The sequence below is a fragment of the Candidatus Spechtbacterales bacterium genome, assembly GCA_040879145.1.
Classification (GTDB): domain Bacteria; phylum Patescibacteriota; class Minisyncoccia; order Spechtbacterales; family 2-12-FULL-38-22; genus JAWVZY01.
Map to the genome: position 1 here is coordinate 1 of JBBDKX010000035.1, position 25436 is coordinate 25436.

Sequence of the window (25436 nt, forward strand, 5' to 3'; positions counted from 1 at the left end):
TCTTTAGTGTTGTGTACTGTTTAGACATCCTTTACTATTTTTCCATAAATAAACGCGTACCTCAACCTAAAAAAGAGATAACGCACAAAAAAAAGACACCTTGTAGGGTGTCTGAACTAAAGTAAAGAAAAAATGTCGCGTAAGTTGTTAGGAAAAAGAGGAGGGAAGCTCCAGCTTCATCAAACTAATAGCAACGTTACGCTTGTACTCGCGTACAAGTTCGGGGTTTGAAATATGCTCAGCGTATTTTTCTCTAAAGTACCCAAATGCCGCGGTACGGCTCATAAATACCCCATTTGCGGGATTCACTTTATCGGAAACATACTCAGGATACGTGGTTGATGATTTATATCCGGACCCGTGGTCCACATATACAATCCTCCACTCACCCTCCTCATCTTTGAATACCTGGAGAATCTCCAATGGTCCGACTATATCATGCGGACGCCCGTGATAAGACCTCATACTCCAAAACCTATCGCCAACCTTGAAGGTTCGCATGAACTCTTCAATCCTGTGAATTGCTTGCGCGATTGCCATTTTCTTCCTTTCTAAAGCTCTAATGTACTTTGCAGATAGTACCACAACTTATTATTTTTGTAAATATACACTATGCTCTGTATTTTACAAGTTTGTTTTCAAAATCTTTAGCCAAAAATCTAAGTTTTCGCCTTGCCCAATATTTGCCGGCATAATCTATACCTATTCTTCCTGTAGCAATAATATCTTTGTCATCCAGCATCTCTCCGGTGTCCTCTATCCACACTGTATCGCTTTGTGTAAGGTCAACGCCGTAAAGCGATTTATCAAATTTAAAATATCTGCATAATTTCCCGGGTCCGTTTGCTTTAGCTACATCTCCGTTCTCGGGCAAAACTCCGCGTAAAAGTACGCACTCAGGCACACCCTCTATATACGTAGATATATTAAACTGCCAGTACATTCCGTAAACCATGTATATATAAACATGACCTCCCCTGGTCCACACAGCTCTGTTTCGCGGGGTTCTTTTGCCGCCATAGGCGTGCGAAGCCTTGTCATGTGGGCCTGTATACGCTTCAGTCTCAATTATCTTTCCGCTCAACGCACTTCCATCAGGCGTGTTGTGTATTATGCGCTTACCCAAAAGTTCGCGTGCCACATCAGCGGACGGTTTTGTATAAAAGTCTATACCTAATCTTTTTTGCATATAAATTATATTAACATAAAACCGCCTCCAGGGGCGGTTTTAATGAACTATTAACTCACAAGTACCTTGCTATCTTCCGCAAGGATAATTTCTGCGGCACAAAACGGGCAGAATTTTACCTCAATCTCATCTCTTGTTGTTGCAAGAGTAACAGCGAGCTTGCCGTTAAACTGAGTGAAGTTCAAACCGGGTTGTACCTGGCCTGAAACTTCATCAAAGGTCATTGCCTTCTTATTGCCGGAATGGCAAAAAGTTGTGAAGAAATCACGGCAACAAAAATCGTTTTTAGTAAGCCGATACCCCTTGGCGTATCCGCTTTCATTGACTCCTGTCGTGTAACGAATTACACACTGGTCGTTTCTTTGACCCATTCTGCTCCTCCTTGTTTTGGAACTATGAATATAATATCACTTTTTTTGAAAATAGTCAACAAATACCTACTTATTCGCTACTTAAAATCGTTGCCAGACAACACTCACTTAAAGTACCTCTTCCCTTTTAACTTCTCCGGCATAAAATCCTCTTCTGTGTACTTTTCATAGTCTTTTCCATAATCCATCTCTTTCATAAGTTTTGTGGGAGCATTTCTTATTTTAAGCGGTACAGGCAGATTGCCGTGCTCTTTTACATCTTTTTGTGCCGCCCGCAAAGCATCGTAAGCGCTCCTGTCCTTTTGTGCATTAGAAAGATAAGCGACTCCGTGTGCTAAATTTATTGCGCACTCAGGCATGCCTATCTGCTCCACAGCGCGAAACACACCATTTGCGACAACAAGTGCTGTCGGCTGCGCTATGCCTATATCTTCACTGGAAAATATCACCATGCGCCTCGCTATAAACTTCGGGTCCTCTCCCGCGTCCAGCATCCGCGCCAGGTAATACATGGCCGCATCCGCCTGACTTGCCCGCATGCTTTTTATAAAAGCGCTTATTGTATTGTAGTGCTCCTCCCCTTTTTTATCGTAACGCAGATATTTATCCTGCAAGGTATTCTTTAAATTCTCTACCGTTATTTTGCCGTAAAGTTCATTTGTATTTTCTAACATGCCCAATGCCTGTCGCGCGTCGCCGTTTGCAAGACGAACTAAAAAATCCTGTTCGTCTTTACCCATTTTAAATCCGCTTCTTGCAAAAATATGTTTCATCTCTTTTTCGTCCAATTCATTCAGCGTAAATACCCGGCACCTGGAAAGAAGCGGAGATATTACCTCAAAACTCGGATTCTCCGTTGTAGCTCCTATTAATATAAGCTCTCCGCTCTCCACATGGGGTAAAAGGAAATCCTGTTGGGCTTTGTTAAAGCGGTGTATCTCATCTAAAAACAGTATCTTTGGCCGGTCCTTAGTACTTGTATCAAGTATTTTTTTAATATCCGCTTTTCCCGCCGATACCGCCGACAGCTCAAAAAGTTCCGCCTTTAAGCTTTCGGCATAAATTCGCGCTAAAGTTGTCTTACCCACTCCGGGAGGTCCCCACAATATAAAAGAAAATAAATGCCCGCTCTCTATAGCAACACGAATAGGCCTGCCTTCCGCGACAAGATGTTCCTGTCCAACGAATTCATCCAGATTCTTTGGTCTTATTTTAGATGCCAATGGTTCTGTCATAGCGCTCATTCTATCACAAAACGTGTGAAATATCAGTAAATAAAAACACCTCTTTCATGTCCAAGTTGACAAAACATAGGTTTTCAGTATATAATAGCCCTAAATCAAGTGAATCTCATATCCTGCCTGCACGGTTAAAATTACCGCAAGCGCGCAGGCAGGCGTTTATCTCTTGTTACATCAAGAGAAACTATAATCCAATACGCCCGGAGATATTCTCGCCAAAGGCGGGCAAACTTGTAAACTCACAAAAAATAATAATAGTGAGACGAATTTAATATGACACAAAGACACAACAATAGATCCTCAAACCGTTCGCGTTCCCACAACAATAACCGGGGCTCATCTTCACGCCAAAACTATGGCGGAGGAAGAAGGCGCCATTCCGCTCCTCAAAATCGCGGAGGTCAAAGACAAAGCCTAAATATAAACACATTTATAAACAAGGCTGAAGCGATACAAAATACTGAAGAAAAAATAGTGCCAAAGCACAAATTCAGTGATTTTGCGATACACGAAAATCTAAAGCGTGCTATTGCCGCAAGAGATTTTACATCACCCACACCTATCCAGGATGAGGCAATACCTCATATCCTAAAAGGGCGTGACATTGTAGGGATAGCCAACACAGGAACAGGAAAAACTGCAGCTTTTCTGATACCCCTTATAGACAAAATACTAAACAACCCTGACAAAAGGGTTCTTATTGTTACACCAACCCGCGAACTTGCAAACCAAATACATAACGATGTAAGAAAACTTACGCCTCAAATGGGGATTTATTCTGTTTGTTGCGTTGGAGGAGCATCTATTGGTCCCCAGCTTCGTGACTTAAAGAGACGTCATAACTTTGTTATCGGAACCCCCGGACGCTTAAAGGACTTGATAGAGCGCGGAAACTTAAACCTTGCAAAGACAAGTACAATAGTGCTTGACGAAGCAGACCGAATGTTGGACATGGGTTTTATTCACGACATGCGCTATCTTGTTGCAAGAATGCCCGAGCAACGCCATACGCTTTTCTTCTCAGCTACGCTTTCCAAAGACATTGAAAAACTTGTTAGCGATTTTCTGCGCGACCCTGTAACAGTGTCTGTAAAAACACAGGATACTTCAAAAAATGTTGACCAGGATGTTATACGCGTAAACGGAAAAAACGCGAAGGTTGACGAACTGCACAACCTGCTCTTGCAGCCCGAATTTAATAAAGTACTGGTATTTGGCAGAACGAAGCACGGAGTTGAAAAACTATCTGTAGATCTTAGAAAACGAGGGTTTAAAACGGCCTCTATTCATGGAAATAAATCATACAACCAGCGTCAGAGTGCGCTCGGCTCATTCAAAGAAGACAGAGTACGCATACTTATAGCAACAGATGTTGCCTCCCGCGGACTTGATATTCCTGATGTAAGCCATGTTATAAACTTTGACATACCCAACACTTACGATGATTACGTGCACCGTATCGGCAGAACAGGCCGATGGGGCAAAACAGGAAAAGCTCTCACCTTCGTATAATGGAGATTAGAAATATAGCAATCATAGCCCATGTGGACCATGGTAAAACCACGCTTACAGACGCGATTATGCGCCAGACCGGCTCTACAAAGGAAGGTGTAAGTATGGACTCCAACGATCTTGAGCAGGAACGCGGTCTTACGATTTACGCAAAAAACGCCTCCGTTGCATACAAGGGCACTAAAATAAACATAGTGGACACTCCAGGCCACGCGGATTTCGGTTCTGAAGTAGAACGGGTACTTCGCTCCATAGACTCCGTTATTCTTGTTGTGGACGCGCAGGAAGGTCCTATGCCACAAACCCGTTTTGTGCTTAAAAAATCGCTGGAACTCGGACACAAACCTATAGTTGTGCTAAACAAGATAGATAAGCCCGCGGCTAATCCGGCGCGCGCGCATGATGAAGTACTTGAACTGTTTTTTGACCTGGGCGCCGAAGAAGACCAGCTCAACTTTACAACAGTTTACGCAATAGGAGTAGACGGCGTTGCTATACGCGAGCTAAAAGACGAACGTAAAAATATAGAACCCCTACTGGATGTAATACTTGAAGAAGTTCCTCCCGCATCCGACAACAGTGAAGGGGCTTTAAAGGTGCAACCGTTTAACCTGGCGTACGATAACTTTCTCGGCAGACTTGCCATCGGCAGAATATACAGCGGTGTTTTAAAAGACGGCGCTAATGTTTTTATCAAAAAAGCTTCCGGCAAGATTGAATCAGGAAAAATAACAAAGGTTTTTACTTTTGAAGGAACTAACAGAAAAGAGGCGGCGCAGGCGCAAGCGGGAGACATTGTAATGCTCGCAGGACTGCCTGAAATTTATATAGGAGATACAATATGCGATTCTAAAGAAACAGAAGCGCTCCCTGCGATAGAGGTGGACGAGCCGACCATAGCTTTAAATTTTTTAGTAAACAACTCCCCTTTTGCGGGGCGTGAAGGTAAATATGTAACAGGAAGGCAGATAAAAGACCGCCTGCTTAAAGAATTGGAGGTTAACGTTGGATTGCGCGTAGATTTTGAAGACGACCAAATGAAAGTGTACGGAAGAGGTGAACTACACATAGCCATACTTCTTGAAAACATGCGAAGAGAGGGATACGAACTCCAGGTGTCACAACCCCAGGTAATAATAAAAGAAATAGACGGGGTAAAAAGCGAACCTTTTGAAGAGGTAATAGTAGATGTTCCGATGGAATCACAGGGAACAGTTATAGAAAAACTCTCACAAAGAGCTGTAATTATGATAGGAATAAAACAGGATGGTAACACTGTACGCCTTACTTTTGAAGGTCCCACCCGCGGGCTTTTGGGATACCGGGGACAATTTATAGTAGATACTAAAGGAGAGGGAATTTTTGCCAGTCGTTTTATAGGGTTCAAGCCACACGCGGGCAAGATACAAAAACGCAAGACGGGTTCCATGGCATCTATGGCAACAGGAAAAGCTCTTGGGTTTTCACTGTACAACCTGCAGGCAAGAGGCACTCTGTATATAGGGGCAAATACCGAAGTGTACGAAGGAATGGTAATAGGAAACACATCCAAAGGGGTAGACTTAGCGGTAAATCCCACAAAAGGGAAGCAGCTTACAAATATGCGCGCGAGCGGCTCAGACGATAACATATCCCTAACCCCACCCACTCCTGTCACAATAGAAGGCGGGCTGGAAATAATGCAGGACGATGAATATCTTGAAATAACTCCAAAAAGCGTACGCCTGAGAAAACAACTCTTAACCGAAGTAGAACGGGCAAAGATAAAACGGCAGGAAAAATACGAATAATCACACTCAATACCAAAAAAATAAACGGGTCACTGCAGTGACCCGTTTATTTTTTTATAGTTAAATGTCGGCTTTACTTCTTTTCTGTTTCACCCTCTTCAGGCACTACTATCCAGGCAATAAGATATAAAATTACTCCGGGAAAAACACCCGTAAATACAACAGCCACTGCCATTATAAGCCGGAGTATGGTTGAATCTGTCTTAAGATACTCCCCTAATCCGCCGGCAATCCCTCTTCAATCCTTTTAGCTGTATTTTCTCTTTTGTTGACTATAATACCCCCGCCCGCTATATATTCATTACCGGACGATGTTTCTATTATTACAGGCATTGCCATGGAAGGTTCCTGAAAATATTTATTTTTACTCCACTCTATAACATCACCCGGCGTGCGAAATGTAATCGCGGTTTCTCCGTCTTGAAATCGCAATATTTCCTGATGCTGAAAAGATTCTTTTTCTTCAGAATTATTAAAATTAGGTTTTTCAAAATTCATACATTAAAAATTAATTGTACCTCTTTATAGTAGCAGATTAAAAACGAAATATAAATGAATTTTACTTCCCGTGGAGAGTGTTTAGATCTGATGAGGTCTGGCTTTGTAGGGTTTAGAGAACTTAGGTATTTCATTAGACACCACACGCTTATATGAAATATAATAGATATGCTATAATTTAGTTAAATAGTATGTCTAAAGAAAAAATACCAAAAATTGAAGATGTTGCGAATAAAGAAAATTGGGAAGATGCCAATGTAACATACGAATTTAAAGATGGTAAGTATATAGTGGGAAGGATAGAAATAACTGGATTAGAATACTTATCCAAATTTGAAATGACTTCCGAGGAGGAAGATAAGTTTTTTAATGCTATATATAAATTATTTGCTTTAAATAATTTTAATCTGGAAGAAAAAGAGGTTGAACAAGATATAGGAAGAGAACAACCTATACGAAAATTGGTAAGAAAAATTACAATTAATTTTTCGCCTGAAGCTCCAAAAAAGTGGTACCAAGAACACAAAAAGGAATTAGTGATTACTGGTAAATGGAATCAAAGTGGTCAAAATATTAAGCCTGACCCCTCAATTTTAGATAAGCAGAAAGAGTTGAAAGATATGTATCCAGATACATACCCTGGGGAATATAAAGACCCTTCAGAAGGGTTTATGGAAGAATATACAGGAAGTGTTACTATTTATCCAAATAATATTTCAGATAAATCTGAATTATATATAACTACTTTTCATGAGCTGGCTCATGTAACTCAAAAATGGCAGGGTAGAAGTTTCATGTTAAATACGCCTATTGGCGCAAAATACGGAGAAGAACCTCACGAGGTTGAGGCTGAAAATGTAGGCAAAAAATTTGCAGAAATGTTATTAGAATCAAAAAATAACAAAAAACATAAAACTAAATTTAAAAAAAGATAAAAACAGTAAATAAAATAATAGCCCTTAAAGGGGCTATTATTTTTTAGGTTAAAAATTAGGTGTCTCGGTCTGTAAAACTTGCTAAATATAAATATTTATGATATATAAAGACAAACCTCCAGAGCTTGTTGTAGTCATTATACCTCGCAATTTAGGGAATTGCGAGGGCTCATTATACCGTGCTTAAAAGGAGTGCGGTATCGACAAGCAAAGGAGATAAGCCATGTCCGAAAAATACGTAGAGAACCCAAGCAACTTGAATAAATTCGATCTGGTGCAAAGCGGAAGAATAGAATTGGGAGTAATAGTCAGCGATCCCTTTTCTGTGAGCTGGCATGAACATGGTCCAATAGGTGATCCTAGTTCTTATGCTCTCGTAAACGATAACATGGTCGTTGTTTGGCTTCCTCTGGAATCACGCACAGAGCTTTGCAGAATTGATAATCTGAATCTACTTAGCGTAGATATTGAAGATCTAAAACAGCGTTTTTCTGACCTTGTGTCAGATGCGTTGTTGGATGCTCATAGGCTTCGCGCAGCTGCCGATGCGATAGGTGAAAAGAAAGCATAGTTAGTTCTTTCTACAGCCCTCTATTAGAGGGCTGTTTTTTGTTATTGTTCCACAAAAATACTATTCTAATGTAATCTTCTCCGGAGATAAATCTTCAAACTGTTCTTTTGAGTAAACACCGATACCTCTTAGCTGATTTTCCTCTCGTGTACTTGTTGTAAAAAGAGTAATGTGAGGCAGTGGAACTTCCAGATCAAGTCCTAGGATCAAATTTAACTGCGTATAAAATGTGGCGATATCCGACAAATCTATTAACTGGATATAGGATTCTCTTATTTCTGGCTGCCCTTCATCACTCTTGCTATCTTCCTCTTCGTAGTTTTTAGTGATGTGATAATATTCGGGTTTGAAAGAAAAAGACTAATTTAAATCTTGTGCGAGTTGTTCGATTTTGTTTAACAGTTGTTTCTTTTTGTCTTCGGGGAATAAATTTAATTTTTCTAAAATAGCTTCACCGGTTCTGCTTCCAATTAAAGTGAGATGGAATTCACTCTTCTCAGAAAGCCCTTCAATTTCTGCCTGGTTCAAGACGGTAAAGGCTTCTCGGGATGTTTTTAGGGTTAAAAATTAGGTGTCTTGGTCGGATAGAATTATTCCAATTTATTTCGAACCACCTTCTCTTTCGCCTCGGATTCTATCTCTTGCCAATCCTCTTCACTAAAATGCCTTTCGTCACCCTCACGACGATAGTAATGCAGCCAATTTGTATTTTCTGAATATTTTTTATACATAACATTCAGCAAATTAGAGCTCACAGGATTAAGACCGAGTTGGCGCTCAATTTCCTCTACCTTTTCTACACTATTTGATTCTATTTCTGCTGTGTATCCATAGCCGGTTACATTTTGTATATCTATTTGAGTATCTGCATCTATCTTATACAATTTTCTTCTGCTAGTCCAAATGGAGGTTTCTTTGGGCCCTAACTTGTATAATGCTTTGGAACATTCATACACATAGTCCCCATCAACAACAACATTGATCTCTACACGTTCTACATCATGCAACGGATTCTCACTCGCTTTAAATGTAAGCTCAATACTCTGAATAATATTATTTTCATCCAATCTCCCTCTAAGTCGAAGCTGTATGCGTATATCATCGGGAAGATGTGTTAACTGCTTTATTAAACTATCTACTCCCGCCATATAGTCAAAATTGAGTTTTTCCGCAAATTCCAAGGCCTGCTCTTTATTCATGGACTCATAAAAACGAGAGTCCTCATGATATTCTCCTATCATCTTGGTATTAGGAAAAAGAGATACTATTTTATCTTCTAACTTTTCTAGATCTTCTTCGGAAGCTAGTAAATATTTACGCTCTATTTCTAAGCTGGGTTCGCGTTCTTTTGGATTAACTTCTGCTTCTTTTTTAGGAAATGATTCATCCATATATTTTTATTACTTTTAATACCCTCCCGGTCACTTGCCCGTCCGTCCTTTGACGGGAACTAGCACATGAGTGTTGCCTCGCAGGGATTCCGGGCTTCGCCCTAGAACCCTCGCTCTCTTCGTTCGCTCTTTGAAACCCCTCGGTTTCAACGCTATGCGCCTAAAGGCGCAAAACGGCATCCGCCACAGGGAACCGCGGTTCCCCGACCCCCTCCGCAGGTTCGAATCCCTGCTGTCAAAAAACCAGTATAATTTTAGCGGGATTAAACCCGCTAAAATTAACTATGTTGCCTCGCAGGGATTCGAACCCCAGTTTTCGGTTCCAGAGACCGACGTTCTACCACTGAACTACGAGGCAATATGTACAAATTTTTTAAAAACTTCTCTTCAACTACGGGGCAATGAACATTTTGTATCTTACCTTAATCAATATTCTTTATCAAGAAAAAGCCCCACAAAAAATGCGAGGCTCGTGCCGGAGGCGGGATTTGAACCCGCACGCTCATAGAGCAACGGAGTTTAAGTCCGTCATGTCTGCCTATTCCACCACTCCGGCAAGGAACAAAGTTTTCTGCTTCGCATAAACATTTATGCGAAGTTTCGTGCGCGCGGCTGGGATTGAACCAGCGACCTCCTGCGTGTAAGGCAGGCGCTCTTCCGCTAAGCTACGCGCGCAGTTTGCGAAGTGAAATAATCACTTCTTTTTCTTATCTCTTTTTTCCTTGATGAGGAATCCCCGCCTCGCGCCTTCCGCGCGGGAAAGAGGAAATGGTTTGCCGTCATTTGCGGCAACAATTTCTTCCGCCTCATGGCGGGGCATTCCGCGTTGAACCATTGCCTCAACCCACTCTTCGCGGGTTAAGACCTGTACTTCGTTATCACTCATCTTCACTCCTTTCTTTCTTGTACTTAGGGCAGACACGTGCCGCGCCTTCTACCCCTCCCGCAACACGGTCTTTCGTATTCTCCCGACAATAATCACACTGTATGACATGCCGGAACATTCTTTCATTTTCTTGGCGCGCCTCACGCACCTGTTCCGCGAGTGTCTTTTGCATTGTTACCTCCATACTCATACAAGGAACCGTCTCGTGCCCCCGGCAGGATTTGAACCTGCGACTTTCGGATTAGAAGTCCGATGCTCTATCCGGACTGAGCTACAAGGGCGTAGTATCCCCTCGCCTCTATTTTAGAGGCGAGGGGTTCGTCCTCCTTCTCGTAAAGATACGGAAGGACACGTGGGTCGTCAGGGAATCGAACCCTGAACCTTCGGGTTAAAAGCCCGCTGCTCTGCCAATTGAGCTAACGACCCGTGTGTAGCCCGCTGTCATTTATGACAGCGGGCTTGCGTGCGCCCGGCTGGCTTTGAACCAGCGACCCCCACTTTATAAGAGTGGTGCTCTCACCAGACTGAGCTACGGGCGCCTATGAATCCTTTTCAGGACATAAAGCCACCACAGCGAGTTCAAGCGGTAGTTGCGGCAAGGGTGCCGTTTTCACACTATTGCTTGCTGTAATGAACTCGCGTATTATATCATAAATTTGTTTTTCCGTCAATTTTTGAGCCCCTAAAGAGGCGGTTTCCGCTTCTTCAGCTGTAAAATTAGCAGTAAGCATCTCTTTTGAAGACGGACTGAGTTTTAAAAGTAGTAATGTCCGCGCATACTCAATTACATTATTCGCAAACTGACGCATATCCCCTCCCTCTTTATTTAAATTATCTATAAACTTAATTGCTTCTTCTTTTTTTAGTTCCGCTATTAGGCCGGTGAAAGAGGCGATTTTTTCAAAATCTGTAACTCCAAGAAGAGAGCGAGCTTTTGTAGCATCTATATTTCCAACAGAAAGCACCTTGCCTAAAATACTTTCGGCATCACGCAAAGAACCTCCTGAAGCGGCAACTACAAGGCGAATAACATCGTCATCAAGTTTTTTATTCTCGCGTTTTATAAGATCACCCAATCTTGTGGTTATCTCTTCTGTGTTTAAATAACGAAAATCAAACCTCTGTGTTCTTGATATTATGGTGGGCAAAACCTTATGAGGCTCTGTTGTTGCCAGTACAAAAACCACATGCGCGGGAGGCTCTTCAAGTGTTTTCAAAAGCGCATTAAAAGCATCTTTTGATAACATGTGTACCTCGTCTATTAGATACACTTTGTACTTTCCTTTGTTGGGTGAAAATCTAACTGCCTCTTTCAACTCTCTTATATCATCTATACCCCTGTTTGACGCGGCGTCTATCTCTATCAGGTCAACAAAAATTCCCTCGTCTACTTCACGACAAACTTCGCATTTAGCGCATGCCTCACTTTTTTGCTCCACACAATTTAAAGTTTTCGCGAAAAGCCGTGCAGTTGTGGTCTTGCCCGTCCCTCGCGGTCCTGTAAACAAATAGGCATGGGCAACCTCATCCATCTTTACCGCGTTTTGAAGCGTTGTAATTACATGTTCCTGCCCAACAACTTCACTAAAAGTTTTCGGACGATATTTTCTATATAGTACTTTAGACATATAAATATTTATAAAGATTAAAATTTATTTACACAATATAATTTAAAATATCGTCCGAGGGAAGGGGTCGGGAAACGGAAGTTTCCCGTGGCGAATGTCGTTTTGCCCTGAGCTTGCCGAAGGACGACGGTCGCTATTTTCTATATAGTACCTTACTCATAGTCAAATATTATCACAAACGCGGAGCAAAAGAAAATCCCACTACTTACAGTAGCGGGATTAAAAATTAAAGAATAATATTTAGAGACTGGAAAAAAGCGTATCTTTCATTGAGCCCTTGTGCGGTCCTACCACAGCAAGCTGAAGGTTTGGTCCGAAAAAGACTTTAGGAACCAGGCCAACCACCTCTTTAGCGGTTACTCTTTCCCTGTTTTCCATCTCCTCTTTAGGAGTCGAGAAAGTGCCCGAGTACAAAAATTCCATAGCTAGCGAACTGGCAACAGAAGAACGGCTCTCGGATAAGCGAGAGAAACCAGACCTTAGCATGTTCTTTGCTTTGGCAAGCTCCCCTTCCGATATGCCGTGTTCCAATAAATTCGCGAACTCACGCCTTATAACCATAATGGTTTCCCCCACCTTAGATGGGTCTGTTCCCGCAGACACATAAGTAAACCCTGTATCTGTCGCCTGTTGGCTGGAGGAACTGACTGTATAGGCAAGGCCTCTGTTTTCACGAACTTCGCGAAAAAGCCTTGAACTCATGCCTTTGCCCAAAATGGTGGTTAAAAGATCCAGAGCCGGCACCTCAGGAGAACCGAAAGGAAATGATTTTGCCGCCAAAACAAAACTGCTTTGGGGTATGTCTTTGTACGCCACCGATACGCGTTCCACTTTTTTGTTTTCAAGCGGAGGCATTTGAGGGCGCTCCCCTTGTGGAACGTCAGCGTAAAACTCATTGAGTATTGCCAGGGCTTTGTTTTCAGGCGGCAGATTTCCCGCAACCACGATAACCAAATTATTGCGGTTGAAATATTTTCTGTGCCAATAACGAAGCTTGTCAGTAGTGGTACTTGCCACGGCTTCTCTTGTGCCTATCGTATTTTGCCCGGCAGGCTGGTCTCCATAAAGCATGGGCATTATCATGTCACCCAAAACATCACCCACATCTGATTCCGAGCGTGCCATCTCCTGAAACACAACCAATTTTTCTTTTTCAAGCTCGCTTCCCCGCATAATGGGGTTTATTATCTGGTCCGACATGATGTCGGCAACACGGGCAAAATGCTCTACGAGAGCATCCACATAAAACCAAATAAACTCATTGTTGGTAAAAGCATTGTTGCTTGCGCCCATATCACTAAGTTCTACCGCAATCTCATGAGCTGTCTTTCTTCTTTTTGTACCTTTGAACATCATGTGTTCAAGTAAATGAGATATTCCGTTTCGCTTTGGGCTCTCGTACCTGCTTCCCGCACGCACAGCGCATATGTGGGTAAAAAAACCCGTACCGCGCATGGGAACCATAAGTACTGGAATACCATTATCCAGCTTTCGTTCTATTATTCTAAGGTCAATCATGTTGACCCTCCTTTTAAAGAGCTTGTTAACTGCGCAAACTATAACACAGAACCATAAAAAAATAAACCCCTCACATCCTTGCATGTGAGGGGTTTTAAAAAACTACCTTATTATTGTTTGCTCTCTGTGAGGTCCTACAGAGATAAATTTTGCTTTTGTCTTCATTGCGTCCTCTATCGCGCGTACATAAGCGCGAGCCTTCTTTGGCAGACGGGAATATTTGGTAATTCCCGAAATATCACTATTCCAACCATCAACCGGACGCAAGGCGGCCTGAGAACCTTCTTCCAAACCGCAGGATACATCTTCGCAAACTGCCTGTTCATGTTCGCTGCAATTTTTATAACCAATCCCCACATAAAACTGCGGTAAACTATGTAAGACGTCAATCTTTGTAACCGCAATTGATGTAAAATCATTCCGCCTGTTCGCGTAAGATAAAAGAGGAAGGTCCAGCCACCCACACGCGCGCGGACGCCCTGTTGTAGCTCCGTATTCTTTGCCCCATTCACGGAGTTTATTATCCATAGCTCCTTCAAGTTTTGTAGGAAAAGCACCGGGACCAACCCGCGTACTATACGCTTTTACAACGCCTATGCGCTCGTCTATGCGATTTGCGGGTATACCCGACCCTTGAGACGCGGCAGCAATCGTACAGGCACTTGAAGTGCAAAAAGGATACGTTCCGTGGTCTATATCCAAAAGCATGGCCTGCGCGCCTTCCAAAAGTATATTAGACCCCCTGTTTAAATACGAGTCTATCTCATTTTCGGCATTACATATCAGCCCGCGAACCTGCTCCGCGTATTCCATAAATTCACGGTACATCACTGAGGGGTTTGGTATATCCCAGTGTCTGTATAAAATCTGTAGGATAAGTTCGTACTCATTGTATTGATCAAAAAACCTATCTCTAAAATCGGTTCTCAGCAAATCGCCCGCGCGAAAACCTTTGCGGGCATGCTTAGCCGCAAATACAGGACCCATTCCTCTTTTGGTAGTTCCTATTTTTTTCTTTGGAGAACGTTTTAGCTCTTCAGCTTCGTCCAATAACACATGCCAGGGCATAACAAGATGCGCTTTTTTGCTGATAATAACATTGTTTACATTCAGGCCTCCGGATTTAAGCTCGCTTATCTCCTGGGCAAGAGTAGGTATATGAACCGCGGTTCCCGCACCTATTACGTTCAACGTTCTACTGTTGAACACTCCGGCGGGAACAATGTGAAGCTTTGCCACACCTTCGGGCATATCTTTGGTATGCTCGTTTTCTATTGTATGCCCGGCATTATTACCTCCGTTAAAACGAATTACCATGTCAGCATCCTGTGCTAAAAGGTCAACTATTTTCCCTTTTCCTTCATCGCCCCACTGGGTTCCAATTACTGCGGTTACGGGCATTTATGCCTCCTTTTTTAAAATAACTGCCATTATTGTACACTACGAATGAAAAAAATAAAACAGGCATTTAGCCTGTTTTATTAAACTCTGTTATTTAAAAAATCGTAAATTTTATTTGGGTCTCATTGTCGGAAACAGTATAGATTCACGCAAAGCATGCGTACCCGTTAAAAACGCGGTAATACGATCTACTCCCATCCCAAAACCAAAGGCAGGAGGCATGCCGTACTCCAAAGCTTCCACAAAATCCTCGTCCATAAACTGCGCTTCATCGTCTCCTTTTTTGCGGAGTTTTTCCTGTTTTTCAAAAAATTCACGCTGGCGTACAGGATCATTCAACTCCGAATACCCCTTTACAAGCTCCCACCCCGCTATTGCAAGCTGAAAACTTGCGGCATACTCCGGATTATCCTCAAGCGGTTTCGCCAATGGAAGCATCTCGCTTGGATGGTGTATAACAAATGTCGGATCAGATATTTTAGGCAGGCAATATTTTTTATATATAGCATCAGCTACTTCTGTTTTTGAATACACATCCTTTTTTATATCAACGCCAAGTTCCCCGGCCTTTTTCTTTAATGCTTCAAAATCATAGTCATCATAATTTACATCAGCATATTTCTGTAAAAGTTCGTTAAACCCTATGCGCTCCCACGGTGTTTTAAAGTTTATTTTTTTACCTTCATACTCATAAACTGTTTTTCCCACAACTTTTTTTGCAAGATTTTTAACAAGCCTCTCTGTAAGTTTCATACCCTCTTTATAGTCGGAATACGCCCAGTAAAATTCAAGCATTGTAAACTCCGGGTTATGCGAATAATCCACACCCTCATTCCTAAAATTCCTGCCAAGTTCATAAACCTTTTCCATACCTCCAACTAAAAGGCGTTTTAGATAAAGCTCCGGCGCTACGCGTAAATACATATCCATATTCAGAGCGTTTAAATGGGTTTCAAAAGGGCGCGCCATAGCACCCCCGGGAATGGTTTGCAACATGGGTGTTTCAACCTCCATAAAACCTTCTTTTTCCAAAAAATTACGGCATTCAGAAATTATGCGCGAGCGCGTTTCAAATATTTCGCGTGTATCATCATTCATTAAAATATCCAGATATCTTTTGCGGTATCTTTGCTCAATATCTTTTAGTCCGTGCCACTTTTCAGGAAGCGGACGTATAGACTTTGCTATAACATCAAACTTTTTAACATCCAGGGTTTTCTCTCCCCTTTTTGTTGTAAAAAGAGTACCTTCTATGTTTAAAAAATCTCCCACATCAAGCAGAGCTTCCACGTCTTCATATATATTTTTACCTAAGCCATCCTCTCTAAAAGCAATTTGTATAGAACCGGAACCATCTTTTATATTCCCAAAGGTAAGTTTTCCGTGCTGGCGTATAGACATAAGACGACCGGACAGGCGCACCAGTTTTTCCGCTTTAGACAGCTTGGCAAAATCGCTCAAAAGCTCATGGGTTGCATGAGTGTTTTTTACGCTTACAGGATAGGGATTGTGCTGTCTTTCAATAAGCACCTTACGCTTACTTAAACGATTTTTTATTATTTCTTTAAGTGTTCTTTTTTCTGTCATTTTTAAAACTTATACTAGTACCCTTATATTTTATTATACCTTAATCCAAAAATAAACCCCGTTAGAAGCAGGAAGCAAAACGCTATCCATTTTCTAACAGGGTACACACTTACTCAGAATTATTACTCTTTTCAGTATCAATTATCCTTATATTCTCTTCGGCGAGTTCCCAAAGCTGCCTGCGCGCTTCTTGTTCCGCGTTCTTGCGCATACCAGCGACAATTTCTTCCGCTTCCTCGCGCGACTGCCCCGTTGATTCCACAATACTCTCTATGAGCTCTTCGGTCATCTCAGGAGAATAAAAACCTGTTTCAAAATCTCTGGCAATATGCTCTTCTATCATTCGCTCCATGTCAAAAAGGGCGACTATCTGCTTTCCCATATGTCTTTTTTCCGGGGAAACCATTCCGACAGCGCGCCTTGATGCCACAGCCCTTTCGGCAAGCAAAATCTCGCGTTCGTACCATCCGACAAGAATGGTAAGGTGCATGCGCAGCGAGTGTCCGCAAGGCAGAAATTCAGACGCTCTTCCATCTTCCTCGCAGTCTCCATTTCCACAAGGACATCCCGAAGATGTTTGCCCAAGCTCTTTTCCCGCCTTTTCGAGCAAGTCTTCCAATTCCTTAATCCTGTTAGTTTTCAGATACTCATTCTTCACAAATATCTGATAAAAAGGAATAAGTGAGGTAAAAAATCCAACATCGTCACCTGCAGGGGTAACATTAATACCCGGGGGCAGTTCCAAGTCGCTATTTGCGAGCTTATACGCGTCATTTACAACTCTGAAAGTCTCCAAAAAAGTCTTAACTGTAGTATTGTCGCCGGAAATTAGCTTATCGCGAACCATTGTGTCCAGAATGTCATAGAAGACATGTGCTTCAAAAGCGCCAAACCTCCAAACTTCTCCGGGCAGCGGTTCTCTGACAGAATTATCGCGTACAAAGTTAAAGATAGATTCTTCAGAAATTCCCATATTTAGACCTCCTTTCTGTAAGGTACTATTTGAGCTTAAAATACTACAAAAACAAGTTTTTGTCAAACCTAAAAAATTGACTCATGACCCTGAGTTAATTATAAAAAAACGACTCATAGTGATGAGTCGTTTTTTTATGCGATTTTTGTTATCCTATATTTCCTTTTTCCTTTCGGTGTATGCACCTCTACATCCTCGCCCACTTTTTTGCCCATAAGGGCTCTCCCTAATGGAGATGCGGCTGATATTTTACCCGCCGAAGCATCCGCCTCTTCGGTGCTTACCAACACAACTTTTGACTTATTGTTTGAAGTGGTTGCAAACTCCACACTGGCGCCAACACTTACAATATCCTTATTCCTGCGTTTTATGATTACAGCTATGCGAATCTTCTGCTCCAGTTCTTCTACTCTACTTTCCAAAGCAGTCTGGGCTTCTTTAGCAGCAAGATAATCGGCGTTTTCATCCATATCTCCCTGTTGAGCCGCCTCTCTTAACCATTCCGCTATCTCCCACTTTTTTACTGTTTTAAGTTCTTCCAACTCACGTTTGAGCTGATCCAGCCCTTTCTTAGTAAAATATTCTTCCATAAAATAGGACGCAAAACCTTGCAGGGTTGTGGGTTGTTAATATATCCCACATTCCACAATGCAAACAACTTTTTTATTTTGCGCTGCTTTAAATTAATTAATATTTTCCGAAACATCTTCAGAAACCGTCTCCGCTTCAGGCGCCGTTTGTACGGGAACAGGTTTCGGATAAAGCTCCGGGTGCCAGATTTTAAAATAAGAATCCAATATTCTGTATGCCACACGTACCGCGTTGTTACTGCCCTCTCCTTCTTCAAGCAAAACGGTAATTGTCACTTCAGGATTCTCATACGGTGCGAAACCTGTAAACCACGCGTTGTTCTTTCTTGCCGTCTGAGCCGTCCCTGTCTTTCCCGCCGAAGTTACCGGCAAATTTCTAAAATAAATACTGCTTCCTGTCTGAACTGCCTGCCTCATTCCCTCTCTCACAACATTAATGGAACTTTGGGAAAGGAAATTTTCATTAATTATATCATTCTTTCCGGACTCCTGCATTACACCATCCTGTGAATAAATCCCGGAAACAATATTGGGCCTAAAAAGGGTTCCTCCGTTAGCAAACACAGATGTGGCTGCAGCCACTTGCAGTGGTGTTGCAAGAATATCCCCCTGTCCTATGCTGGCGTTATAAGTATCTCCTATCTGCCAGCGCTCACCTTTTGTCTCCATTTTCCACTCAGGATCAGGTACACGTCCGGAACTTTCGGAACCAAAATTTATACCAAGCTGCGTGCCCCATCCAAACTCTTTCAACCAGCGTGCCATTCTTTCTATGCCCAAACCTTTTTGGGACTCATAACCGCCTCCTATCGTGTAGAAATATACATTACTTGATACAGCAATTGCACCCCTCATGTCAACAGCTCCATGATTTTTGTTGTCATTAAAACGATAAACAACAGAGGGATCGTATACGCTTGGTACACTGATATAGCCGTGAGTTTGCAGTACTTTATCCGCGCTTATTATGCCCTCTTCAAGAGCCGCAGCCGCTATAAAAGGTTTGATAACAGACCCGGTAGCATACTCTCCAAGCGCTACTCTGTTAATAAGAGGGCTTTTGGGGTCTTGAAAATATGCCTCTGCCTGTCCTTCTGTAAGGCCCGCAACAAAGTGGTTTGGGTCAAAGTCAGGCAGACTAACCATCGCAAGTATGTCACCGTTAGAGGGGTTCATAACCACGGCAGCAACAGAGGTAATTCCGTACTCGCGCAGGGAATCCTTCAGTATCTGATAGGTCTCGGTCTGTAGCCTGTTGTCTAAAGTCAGCTGTATAGAACTTCCCTCTTTTACGGGTTGCAGAACTTTTTCCTCCACAACATCTCCTTTTGCGGTTACAAATTTAGCAAAAAGACCCTTAGTACCCCGTAAAAACCTCTCATAATAGAACTCTACACCCTTTTTACCAACGTTATCCGTCAAAGAGTACCCTGACAGCTTTTCTGTCTCTTCGGCCGTAATAGAGGCAGTATAGCCTATCAGATGCGAATATACGCTACCATGCGGATAAACTCTCTGGGGGCGCTCCTCAAGGGAGAGTGGCGGATAATCAGTCAATAAAGACCTCACTCGCGAAACCTCAGATTCTGTGAGGTTTTTTGCTATAACAAGACTGCCAAGATTTCGCTCCTGAGCGGAAGATATAATTCTATAAAAATAGTCACTTGAAAATCTGTCAAAATATTGCGCCAAAGAAACAGAGAGGTTTTCAGCTTCCTCTTCAGGAAGCTTGCTTGGATCCAGTATTAAATTAAAGCCAAGCTCGGAGTAAGCGAGTACTTCACCATCAGAAGATGTTATCTCACCCCGAGGAGCGCCCATGTCATGAACTCTTTGCGCGTTAAGCGTAGCTAATTCTTTGTACTCATTCCCATAACGCACATTGAGATACACACCATAACCTGCCAAAAAAACGAGTATCGCAAATATTCCCAAAAAAAAGATACGAGTAGATGTGGGATTAACCGGAACTTCCAGTTTTTGCTCTCCATCTTCAAAAAGCGGACTTGAGGCATCACTAAAAACATCTTCAGGAGTAATATCGCTTCTTGCATGAAGAGGCACCCAAAGATCAGATGGGTGCTTAGAGCGTTTCAAGCTGTTAAACAAAGGCATATTTCCTTTTATTTAAGCCTGGGTGGCTTTTGATTGTAATTCATATCCACTAAAACTTCCCGTAACTGATCTATATTTTCAAGCACAACACCTGTTCCTCTAACAACGGCTGTCAAAGGGTCTTCGGCGATACGTACAGGCATCTGAGTCTCTTTTTGTATAAGCTCATCGAAACCGCGAAGTAAACTTCCGCCTCCCGCAAGAACGATTCCGCGCTCCATTATGTCGGCTAAAAGTTCTGGTGGAGTTTGTTCAACTGTACCCTTAATGGCGGTTGCCAAAGCATTAACTGAAGGTGTTAATGCTTCGCGAATATGCTTATCCTGAATTATTATTTCTTTTGGTAAACCTGTAATAAGGTCTCTTCCGCGCATAGGCATTGAGATTGTTTCTTCCAAAGGAAGTACGGATCCGGCCGCTATTTTAAGATTTTCAGCTGTCCTTTCTCCAAGAAGTAGGTTAAATTCTTCACGAGCGTAATTTACGATATCCTCATTTAACCTGTCTCCCGCAATGCGTAATGAACGCGCAACCACTATACCTCCGAGAGATATTACAGCTACCTCGGTAGTACCTCCTCCTATGTCTATTATCATATTTCCCGAAGGCTCCTGAACATCGAGGCGCGCGCCAATTGCGGCAGCCATAGGCTCTTCTATTAAATACACCTCACGGGCTCCCGCGGCTTTTGCTGCATCTTCAACAGCGCGTTTTTCTACTTCGGTAACTCCCGATGGAATCCCTACAACAACACGCGGACGTGGAAGAAAGCGAAGTGGCTCAGAGTGAACTTTATCTATAAAATATTTAAGCATCTGCTGTGTTATCTCAAAATCTGAAACCACGCCGTCCACCAAAGGACGTGAAGCTACAATATGAGCAGGTGTTTTACCCACCATTCTCCTGGCCTCCTCGCCTATAGCAAGAACACGCCCGGTTTTTTGGTTTATAGCGACAACAGATGGTTCGTTTATAGCTATTCCTTTTTTCCGAACATAAACAAGTGTATTTGCGGTACCAAGGTCTATTCCTATGTCTAGAGAAAAGGCTCCTAAAATTTTATTTAACATACAATTGAATGGTTAAATGGCCAAATGGCTGGTAGAGATGGTAAAAACTTAACCATTTAGCCATTTGGGAAGATTATTGATTTTTATAATTTCCTCTTTATCTGAACTTCTTCTCTTTATCTCAAAACCCCCGGCTTTCAAACTGCGCTCGCTTACAACTACACGCAACGGAATTCCTATAAGATCGGAGTCTGCAAACTTCTGTCCGGCTGAAATATCTTGCCTGTCATCATATAGCACTTCTGTGTTTTGAGCAAGCAGTTTTTCATATAATTTATCGGCATCTTTTTCACCTCCTGAAAGCGCGATAAGATGCACCTTGAAAGGCGCTATTTCATCGGGCCACACAATACCTTTACCATCGGAGAGTACCTCAACTATAGTTCCCATTAACCTGCCAAGCCCTATGCCATAACTCCCCATTACAACCGGGTGGTTTTCTCCTTTTTCATCCGAATACGTAAAGCCAATTGCGTCAGAAACTCGCGTCCCAATGGGGAATATATTTCCAATTTCAACAGATCGCTTTTCTTCCAGCTTATCCTTAACTAATCCCAGCTCCTCTATTGTTTCATCTGTAAACACCTCTTTGTTTATAGCAAGTTTTTTATCTTTATCAATAAAAATGGTGTCCTCTCCTGCCTCTGATAAAACCTGAAACTCATCCGACCAGGGGCCGAACACACTCCCGTCCGCGCGGGTTAAATATGTTTTTTCCTTCAAACCAACCCGATCCACGATATTAAAATAGGCTTTTTTGGCTTCTTCATAAAAATGCATGAGCTCATTTTCTGTTCGTGAAAATGAATACATGTCTTTCATAAAAAATTCTCTGCCTCTCATAATACCGCTCTTTGCTCTCAACTCGTTACGGAATTTTGTCTGAAACTGATACACAGAAAACGGCAAATCCTTATATGAAGAAGTATGGTTTTTTAACATCTCGGCAATCACTTCTTCGTGGCTAAAAGCAAGGCCGAGATCCGACCCGTTTTTTAGTTTTGTCTTAAACCAAACATCCACTTTTTCATCATCCCATTTGTCCGCTTTTTTCCAAATCTCAGAATCCTGTAGAGTGGTCATTTCTATTTCCTGTCCACCTATTGTATTCATTTCTTCACGAATAACCCTCTCTATTTTTTTTAACACGCGCAAACCAAGAGGCAAATATGAATAAACGCCCGCCATTTCTTTATTTATAAATCCCCCACGAATTAAAAGTATCGCGTTTTTTGAAACCTCATCTTTTGGGGCTTCTTTCCTTGTTTTTGTAAATAGGTTTGACTGACGCATGGTTTTGTCCCGATACCACCCAAATCTTTGATTCGCTTGCAGTATCGTGGATCCTCGACGCTATAACAAAATCAAAGATTTTGATAGCGTCGGGATTCGCAAGCTCACAAAACAAGATTACACTGATAACAACTGATACCACTGATGATTTTTACATGCATCAGCGTAATCAGCCATTATCTGTGATATCTAAGCGAGCGAAGCGAGCTTAAAAAAATCTATTTATATCGTGTACTGTAATTAAAACTATTAGCAGTATCAGTAGCACAAAACCTGTAGCATGTGCCGCTGTCTCCACTTTACTGCTAACAGGGGAACCTTTTATCTTCTCTGCTACCAAAAAGGCGAATCTTCCGCCATCAAGCGCGGGGAAGGGAACTATGTTCAAAATACCGAGACTTAAAGATATTAGCGCTATAAATTGCAATACGTAGGTAAGCCCGAGGTCGCGAACGGTTCCTGTCATAATGGCTATGCCTACCGGACCCGAAATGTCTTCGGGTACGCTCCCATCAACTACAGCCTGTTTTACAGTACTGCCAAAAACACTTACCGAGGCGACAGTGAGATTATATGTTGTCTTAGCTCCTTCAACTAATGCTGTGTGGGGTGGGTGTTGTATAACACCTATTCGTACCAAACTTATTCCTGTAGCTCCCTGACCTTCCGGAATATCCTCGCGTGCCAAAATTGAAAACTCCAAAGTATCCTTACCTCGTTCTACTGTAAATAACAATGTTTCACCCGTGTGTCCAGATATAAAATCGGATACTTCGCCGGCAGATTGAGCTGATGTAACACTCTCCCCTGCTTGAATACTTAAAATTTTGTCTCCCGTTAAAATACCCGCGCTCTCAGCGGGAGAGTCCTTCACAACACTTATTATCTGAACCGCTACATCTTTGACATTGGAAGGGGTTTCTTCGTCTCCTATTATTGTGGGAGCGCCTATCATGTGGACTGCTGAAAAGAAGACGTACGCTACCAAAAAATTCATTACAACACCTGCAACTATGACCAGAGATTTTTTCCAAAAAGGTCTGCCCGCAAAACTGCGCGGATCATTCCTGTCTTTGCCGTCCTCTCCGTGTATCTTTACGAAGCCCCCTATCGGAAATAAATTAAAGGTATATGTTGTCTCCCCTTTTTTTATTCCAAAAAGCTTTGGAGGAAATCCAAAACCAAACTCATCCACGCGCATTCCACTCTTTTTAGCCACGATAAAATGACCAAACTCATGAGTCAGGACTACAATTCCCAGTATTAATATAAATAGTAATATTGTTAACATTTTTAGGTTTTAGGTTTTAGGTTTTAGGTTTTAAGTGTAATACCTAACCCCTAATACCTAGAACCTACTGCTCAAGTATCTCCCTCTCTCGCCCATCAATAGCTTCTTCTACTTTTTTGTTATACGCGTTTATCATATCCTGCAGAGCTTCTTTCTGTTTAAACTTCTCGTCTTCGGATATTTCTTTATTTTTTTCGGCGTCATCCAAGTCCTTAAGCGCTTCTTCTCTTATATTTCTCATACTTATGCGCGCGCTCTCGCCAAATTTATGAGCCTCTTTCGCAAGCTCTTTCCTTCTCTCTTCTGTAACAGGCGGCAAAGTAATACGAATAGAGTTACCTTCAACAACAGGATTAACATTCATGTCCGACTGCCTTATCGCGTTTTGCACAGCGCCCACAAGAGCGGCGTCCCATGGCTGTATCAAAATCTGATTATTTTGCGGTATACTCACAGATGCCACCTGTTGCAGAGGCATTTTTGAATCATAAGCATCCACGGGAATATCTTCTACCATTCCCGCGTTAGCGCGCCCGACACGAAGACTTTTTAAATCTCCTGCCAGAACTTCCATCGTTTTTTCTAATTTTGGACTTATATCACTATTTTGCATATTTTTTTATTGAAAGACCCTCTAACGCGTAGCGCACATTAACGTTGGTAGTCATTAAGTTTTGATAAATATTCAAAAGGTCGCTTAATAATTTTTCATTCGCGGGCATGTTGCTTCGGGCAATCTCCATCCAAACACGAAGCGCTTCGGCAACATCTCTCCTGTCCTCCATTTTGGCATATTTTTCACTTATTTTAAAGCTCTCAGAAAGAGAATTTTTAAAAAAAAGGTCCCAATCCGTCCTGTATCCTTTTATTTTTTTACGATAATCTTTATCATCCAACATTCTTTTGGCAAAACCGGGGCGTCCACTCCAATGAAGTTTTAATTCTTTTATAGGTTCGGTATTGAGTTCTTTTTCTATCACTTCATCGGCAACCATTAAAAACTTCATCTCCGTACAACGGGAACGTATAGTCTCCAAAATAATCTCAGGGTAAGAACTGCACAATATAAATATAGTATCGCCTCGCGGTTCTTCTATCATCTTTAACAAGGAATTGGCTGCATCCGTGTGCATATTGTGAGCAGCCGGTATTATAACTATTTTATACTTTCCTGAAAAGGGTGAAGTATAAAGCCGTTTTTTTAAATCCTGCGCGTCTTCAATGGGCAAAGGGCTCGGGGTTTCTATAATATCGGGCCCTCCTTCGCGCAAGGCTACGGAAGGGTCAAGTACCCCGCCATCTTCAAACTGAAGCCATGCGGCGATTTGGCGGGCAAATTCAAGCTTACCCACGCCTTCAGGTCCTGTAAATAAAAAGGCGTGCGCTAAATTATCATTAGCGCTCATATCTTTAAACATTTTAAATTGTTTGGGGTGAAAATTTAACATTAAAAAATGTATCATTTAATACATAATATACTTTATACAGCAATTTTTAAATGTTCCACTGCACCTACCTGTATGCCAATTGAAACATGAACCGGCAGGCAGGGTGAAACATTTAAAAATTGACATTTTGTATATTTT

At 42.0% G+C, this 25436-nt stretch carries 27 protein-coding genes and 6 tRNA genes; 4 read left to right on the plus strand and 29 right to left on the minus strand.

Features of this window, described 5'->3' with window-relative positions:
* Window positions 1-147: 147 nt before the first annotated feature.
* The 4 genes from WDZ40_03535 to WDZ40_03550 all read right to left on the minus strand — a co-directional run bounded on the left by WDZ40_03535 (window position 148) and on the right by WDZ40_03550 (window position 2795).
* Entirely contained in the window at window positions 148-540 is a 393-nt protein-coding gene (locus WDZ40_03535) for a hypothetical protein (GenBank protein ID MEX0877903.1), read from the minus strand.
* A gap of 70 nt (window positions 541-610) precedes the next feature.
* Window positions 611-1189: a DNA-3-methyladenine glycosylase gene (locus tag WDZ40_03540; GenBank protein ID MEX0877904.1), complete on the minus strand. Its 579-nt coding sequence runs from the start codon at window positions 1187-1189 to the stop codon at window positions 611-613.
* A gap of 50 nt (window positions 1190-1239) precedes the next feature.
* Window positions 1240-1560 carry a hypothetical protein gene (locus tag WDZ40_03545; protein MEX0877905.1) on the minus strand — a complete coding sequence of 107 codons (321 nt, stop codon included), beginning with the start codon at window positions 1558-1560 and terminating at the stop codon, window positions 1240-1242.
* Window positions 1561-1664: 104 nt separating this feature from the next.
* The gene (locus WDZ40_03550) at window positions 1665-2795 is read right to left on the minus strand and encodes a replication-associated recombination protein A (protein MEX0877906.1); all 1131 of its coding nucleotides are present in this window, start codon (window positions 2793-2795) and stop codon (window positions 1665-1667) included.
* 279 nt (window positions 2796-3074) lie between these two features.
* Between WDZ40_03550 and WDZ40_03555 the strand changes: the two genes are divergently transcribed.
* Window positions 3075-4313 (plus strand): DEAD/DEAH box helicase, encoded by a 1239-nt coding sequence (locus tag WDZ40_03555; protein MEX0877907.1) that lies wholly within the window; start codon window positions 3075-3077, stop codon window positions 4311-4313.
* Complete coding sequence (gene typA, locus WDZ40_03560; protein MEX0877908.1) at window positions 4313-6103, plus strand: translational GTPase TypA; 1791 nt, start codon at window positions 4313-4315, stop codon at window positions 6101-6103. Before WDZ40_03555 ends, typA begins: the two co-directional genes overlap by 1 nt.
* 73 nt (window positions 6104-6176) lie before the next feature.
* Here typA and WDZ40_03565 read toward each other — a convergent pair whose 3' ends face one another.
* Both WDZ40_03565 and WDZ40_03570 read right to left on the minus strand, forming a co-directional pair.
* The gene (locus WDZ40_03565; protein ID MEX0877909.1) at window positions 6177-6335 is read right to left on the minus strand and encodes a PspC domain-containing protein; all 159 of its coding nucleotides are present in this window, start codon (window positions 6333-6335) and stop codon (window positions 6177-6179) included.
* On the minus strand, window positions 6320-6601 hold the full coding sequence (locus WDZ40_03570; GenBank protein ID MEX0877910.1) for a hypothetical protein: 282 nt from the start codon (window positions 6599-6601) through the stop codon (window positions 6320-6322). Before WDZ40_03570 ends, WDZ40_03565 begins: the two co-directional genes overlap by 16 nt.
* Before the next feature lie 191 nt (window positions 6602-6792).
* Between WDZ40_03570 and WDZ40_03575 the strand changes: the two genes are divergently transcribed.
* Window positions 6793-7536, plus strand: coding sequence for a hypothetical protein (locus WDZ40_03575; protein MEX0877911.1), 744 nt, complete (start codon window positions 6793-6795; stop codon window positions 7534-7536).
* 223 nt (window positions 7537-7759) lie between these two features.
* Window positions 7760-8107, plus strand: coding sequence for a hypothetical protein (locus WDZ40_03580; GenBank protein ID MEX0877912.1), 348 nt, complete (start codon window positions 7760-7762; stop codon window positions 8105-8107).
* Window positions 8108-8167: 60 nt separating this feature from the next.
* Here the strand turns inward: WDZ40_03580 and WDZ40_03585 are convergent, their stop codons facing one another.
* The 23 genes from WDZ40_03585 to WDZ40_03695 all read right to left on the minus strand — a co-directional run bounded on the left by WDZ40_03585 (window position 8168) and on the right by WDZ40_03695 (window position 25313).
* Window positions 8168-8317 carry a hypothetical protein gene (locus tag WDZ40_03585; protein MEX0877913.1) on the minus strand — a complete coding sequence of 50 codons (150 nt, stop codon included), beginning with the start codon at window positions 8315-8317 and terminating at the stop codon, window positions 8168-8170.
* A gap of 150 nt (window positions 8318-8467) precedes the next feature.
* Window positions 8468-8635, minus strand: coding sequence for a hypothetical protein (locus WDZ40_03590; GenBank protein MEX0877914.1), 168 nt, complete (start codon window positions 8633-8635; stop codon window positions 8468-8470).
* Window positions 8636-8697: 62 nt separating this feature from the next.
* The gene (locus tag WDZ40_03595; GenBank protein ID MEX0877915.1) at window positions 8698-9498 is read right to left on the minus strand and encodes a hypothetical protein; all 801 of its coding nucleotides are present in this window, start codon (window positions 9496-9498) and stop codon (window positions 8698-8700) included.
* Between the two features lie 287 nt (window positions 9499-9785).
* Window positions 9786-9856, minus strand: a tRNA-Gln gene (locus WDZ40_03600).
* 115 nt (window positions 9857-9971) lie between these two features.
* Window positions 9972-10054: transfer RNA gene (locus WDZ40_03605), tRNA-Leu, on the minus strand.
* A 47-nt stretch (window positions 10055-10101) separates the two neighbouring features.
* Window positions 10102-10173: transfer RNA gene (locus WDZ40_03610), tRNA-Val, on the minus strand.
* Window positions 10174-10192: 19 nt separating this feature from the next.
* On the minus strand, window positions 10193-10384 hold the full coding sequence (locus WDZ40_03615) for a hypothetical protein (GenBank protein ID MEX0877916.1): 192 nt from the start codon (window positions 10382-10384) through the stop codon (window positions 10193-10195).
* Window positions 10377-10574, minus strand: coding sequence for a hypothetical protein (locus tag WDZ40_03620; GenBank protein ID MEX0877917.1), 198 nt, complete (start codon window positions 10572-10574; stop codon window positions 10377-10379). Before WDZ40_03620 ends, WDZ40_03615 begins: the two co-directional genes overlap by 8 nt.
* 16 nt (window positions 10575-10590) lie before the next feature.
* Window positions 10591-10665 (minus strand) — tRNA-Arg (locus WDZ40_03625).
* A 72-nt stretch (window positions 10666-10737) separates the two neighbouring features.
* Window positions 10738-10810: transfer RNA gene (locus WDZ40_03630), tRNA-Lys, on the minus strand.
* A gap of 38 nt (window positions 10811-10848) precedes the next feature.
* Window positions 10849-10923: transfer RNA gene (locus WDZ40_03635), tRNA-Ile, on the minus strand.
* On the minus strand, window positions 10924-12012 hold the full coding sequence (gene dnaX, locus WDZ40_03640; GenBank protein MEX0877918.1) for a DNA polymerase III subunit gamma/tau: 1089 nt from the start codon (window positions 12010-12012) through the stop codon (window positions 10924-10926).
* A 240-nt stretch (window positions 12013-12252) separates the two neighbouring features.
* Entirely contained in the window at window positions 12253-13530 is a 1278-nt protein-coding gene (locus WDZ40_03645; GenBank protein ID MEX0877919.1) for a pitrilysin family protein, read from the minus strand.
* Window positions 13531-13632: 102 nt separating this feature from the next.
* Complete coding sequence (locus tag WDZ40_03650; protein MEX0877920.1) at window positions 13633-14931, minus strand: adenylosuccinate synthase; 1299 nt, start codon at window positions 14929-14931, stop codon at window positions 13633-13635.
* 111 nt (window positions 14932-15042) lie between these two features.
* A complete protein-coding gene (lysS, locus tag WDZ40_03655; GenBank protein ID MEX0877921.1) occupies window positions 15043-16518 on the minus strand; it encodes a lysine--tRNA ligase in 1476 nt (491 codons plus the stop codon).
* Window positions 16519-16627: 109 nt separating this feature from the next.
* Complete coding sequence (locus WDZ40_03660) at window positions 16628-17491, minus strand: hypothetical protein (protein ID MEX0877922.1); 864 nt, start codon at window positions 17489-17491, stop codon at window positions 16628-16630.
* 134 nt (window positions 17492-17625) lie between these two features.
* Window positions 17626-18081 (minus strand): transcription elongation factor GreA, encoded by a 456-nt coding sequence (greA, locus tag WDZ40_03665; GenBank protein ID MEX0877923.1) that lies wholly within the window; start codon window positions 18079-18081, stop codon window positions 17626-17628.
* A 93-nt stretch (window positions 18082-18174) separates the two neighbouring features.
* Entirely contained in the window at window positions 18175-20196 is a 2022-nt protein-coding gene (gene mrdA, locus WDZ40_03670; GenBank protein ID MEX0877924.1) for a penicillin-binding protein 2, read from the minus strand.
* 8 nt (window positions 20197-20204) lie between these two features.
* The gene (locus WDZ40_03675) at window positions 20205-21266 is read right to left on the minus strand and encodes a rod shape-determining protein (protein ID MEX0877925.1); all 1062 of its coding nucleotides are present in this window, start codon (window positions 21264-21266) and stop codon (window positions 20205-20207) included.
* A gap of 48 nt (window positions 21267-21314) precedes the next feature.
* Complete coding sequence (locus WDZ40_03680) at window positions 21315-22559, minus strand: aminoacyl--tRNA ligase-related protein (protein MEX0877926.1); 1245 nt, start codon at window positions 22557-22559, stop codon at window positions 21315-21317.
* Between the two features lie 208 nt (window positions 22560-22767).
* Complete coding sequence (locus WDZ40_03685; GenBank protein MEX0877927.1) at window positions 22768-23850, minus strand: site-2 protease family protein; 1083 nt, start codon at window positions 23848-23850, stop codon at window positions 22768-22770.
* A 64-nt stretch (window positions 23851-23914) separates the two neighbouring features.
* Window positions 23915-24463 (minus strand): ribosome recycling factor, encoded by a 549-nt coding sequence (frr, locus tag WDZ40_03690; GenBank protein ID MEX0877928.1) that lies wholly within the window; start codon window positions 24461-24463, stop codon window positions 23915-23917.
* Complete coding sequence (locus WDZ40_03695; GenBank protein ID MEX0877929.1) at window positions 24453-25313, minus strand: AAA family ATPase; 861 nt, start codon at window positions 25311-25313, stop codon at window positions 24453-24455. The genes frr and WDZ40_03695 overlap by 11 nt, the downstream gene beginning before the upstream one ends.
* Window positions 25314-25436: the final 123 nt, after the last annotated feature.

Excerpts from the sequence above, each read along its gene's own strand:
- WDZ40_03620 (MEX0877917.1), bottom strand. The coding sequence starts at position 10,574 with ATGAGTATGGAGGTAACAATGCAAAAGACACTCGCGGAACAGGTGCGT.
- WDZ40_03545 (MEX0877905.1), bottom strand. The coding sequence starts at position 1,560 with ATGGGTCAAAGAAACGACCAGTGTGTAATTCGTTACACGACAGGAGTC.
- WDZ40_03650 (MEX0877920.1), bottom strand. The coding sequence starts at position 14,931 with ATGCCCGTAACCGCAGTAATTGGAACCCAGTGGGGCGATGAAGGAAAA.
- WDZ40_03615 (MEX0877916.1), bottom strand. The coding sequence starts at position 10,384 with ATGAGTGATAACGAAGTACAGGTCTTAACCCGCGAAGAGTGGGTTGAG.
- WDZ40_03540 (MEX0877904.1), bottom strand. The coding sequence starts at position 1,189 with ATGCAAAAAAGATTAGGTATAGACTTTTATACAAAACCGTCCGCTGAT.
- WDZ40_03645 (MEX0877919.1), bottom strand. The coding sequence starts at position 13,530 with ATGATTGACCTTAGAATAATAGAACGAAAGCTGGATAATGGTATTCCA.
- WDZ40_03695 (MEX0877929.1), bottom strand. The coding sequence starts at position 25,313 with ATGATACATTTTTTAATGTTAAATTTTCACCCCAAACAATTTAAAATG.
- mrdA (MEX0877924.1), bottom strand. The coding sequence starts at position 20,196 with ATGCCTTTGTTTAACAGCTTGAAACGCTCTAAGCACCCATCTGATCTT.
- WDZ40_03685 (MEX0877927.1), bottom strand. The coding sequence starts at position 23,850 with ATGTTAACAATATTACTATTTATATTAATACTGGGAATTGTAGTCCTG.
- WDZ40_03580 (MEX0877912.1), top strand. The coding sequence starts at position 7,760 with ATGTCCGAAAAATACGTAGAGAACCCAAGCAACTTGAATAAATTCGAT.
- lysS (MEX0877921.1), bottom strand. The coding sequence starts at position 16,518 with ATGACAGAAAAAAGAACACTTAAAGAAATAATAAAAAATCGTTTAAGT.
- WDZ40_03555 (MEX0877907.1), top strand. The coding sequence starts at position 3,075 with ATGACACAAAGACACAACAATAGATCCTCAAACCGTTCGCGTTCCCAC.
- greA (MEX0877923.1), bottom strand. The coding sequence starts at position 18,081 with ATGGAAGAATATTTTACTAAGAAAGGGCTGGATCAGCTCAAACGTGAG.
- WDZ40_03570 (MEX0877910.1), bottom strand. The coding sequence starts at position 6,601 with ATGAATTTTGAAAAACCTAATTTTAATAATTCTGAAGAAAAAGAATCT.
- WDZ40_03680 (MEX0877926.1), bottom strand. The coding sequence starts at position 22,559 with ATGCGTCAGTCAAACCTATTTACAAAAACAAGGAAAGAAGCCCCAAAA.
- frr (MEX0877928.1), bottom strand. The coding sequence starts at position 24,463 with ATGCAAAATAGTGATATAAGTCCAAAATTAGAAAAAACGATGGAAGTT.
- WDZ40_03660 (MEX0877922.1), bottom strand. The coding sequence starts at position 17,491 with ATGGGAATTTCTGAAGAATCTATCTTTAACTTTGTACGCGATAATTCT.
- WDZ40_03535 (MEX0877903.1), bottom strand. The coding sequence starts at position 540 with ATGGCAATCGCGCAAGCAATTCACAGGATTGAAGAGTTCATGCGAACC.
- WDZ40_03575 (MEX0877911.1), top strand. The coding sequence starts at position 6,793 with ATGTCTAAAGAAAAAATACCAAAAATTGAAGATGTTGCGAATAAAGAA.
- dnaX (MEX0877918.1), bottom strand. The coding sequence starts at position 12,012 with ATGTCTAAAGTACTATATAGAAAATATCGTCCGAAAACTTTTAGTGAA.
- typA (MEX0877908.1), top strand. The coding sequence starts at position 4,313 with ATGGAGATTAGAAATATAGCAATCATAGCCCATGTGGACCATGGTAAA.
- WDZ40_03675 (MEX0877925.1), bottom strand. The coding sequence starts at position 21,266 with ATGTTAAATAAAATTTTAGGAGCCTTTTCTCTAGACATAGGAATAGAC.
- WDZ40_03595 (MEX0877915.1), bottom strand. The coding sequence starts at position 9,498 with ATGGATGAATCATTTCCTAAAAAAGAAGCAGAAGTTAATCCAAAAGAA.
- WDZ40_03550 (MEX0877906.1), bottom strand. The coding sequence starts at position 2,795 with ATGACAGAACCATTGGCATCTAAAATAAGACCAAAGAATCTGGATGAA.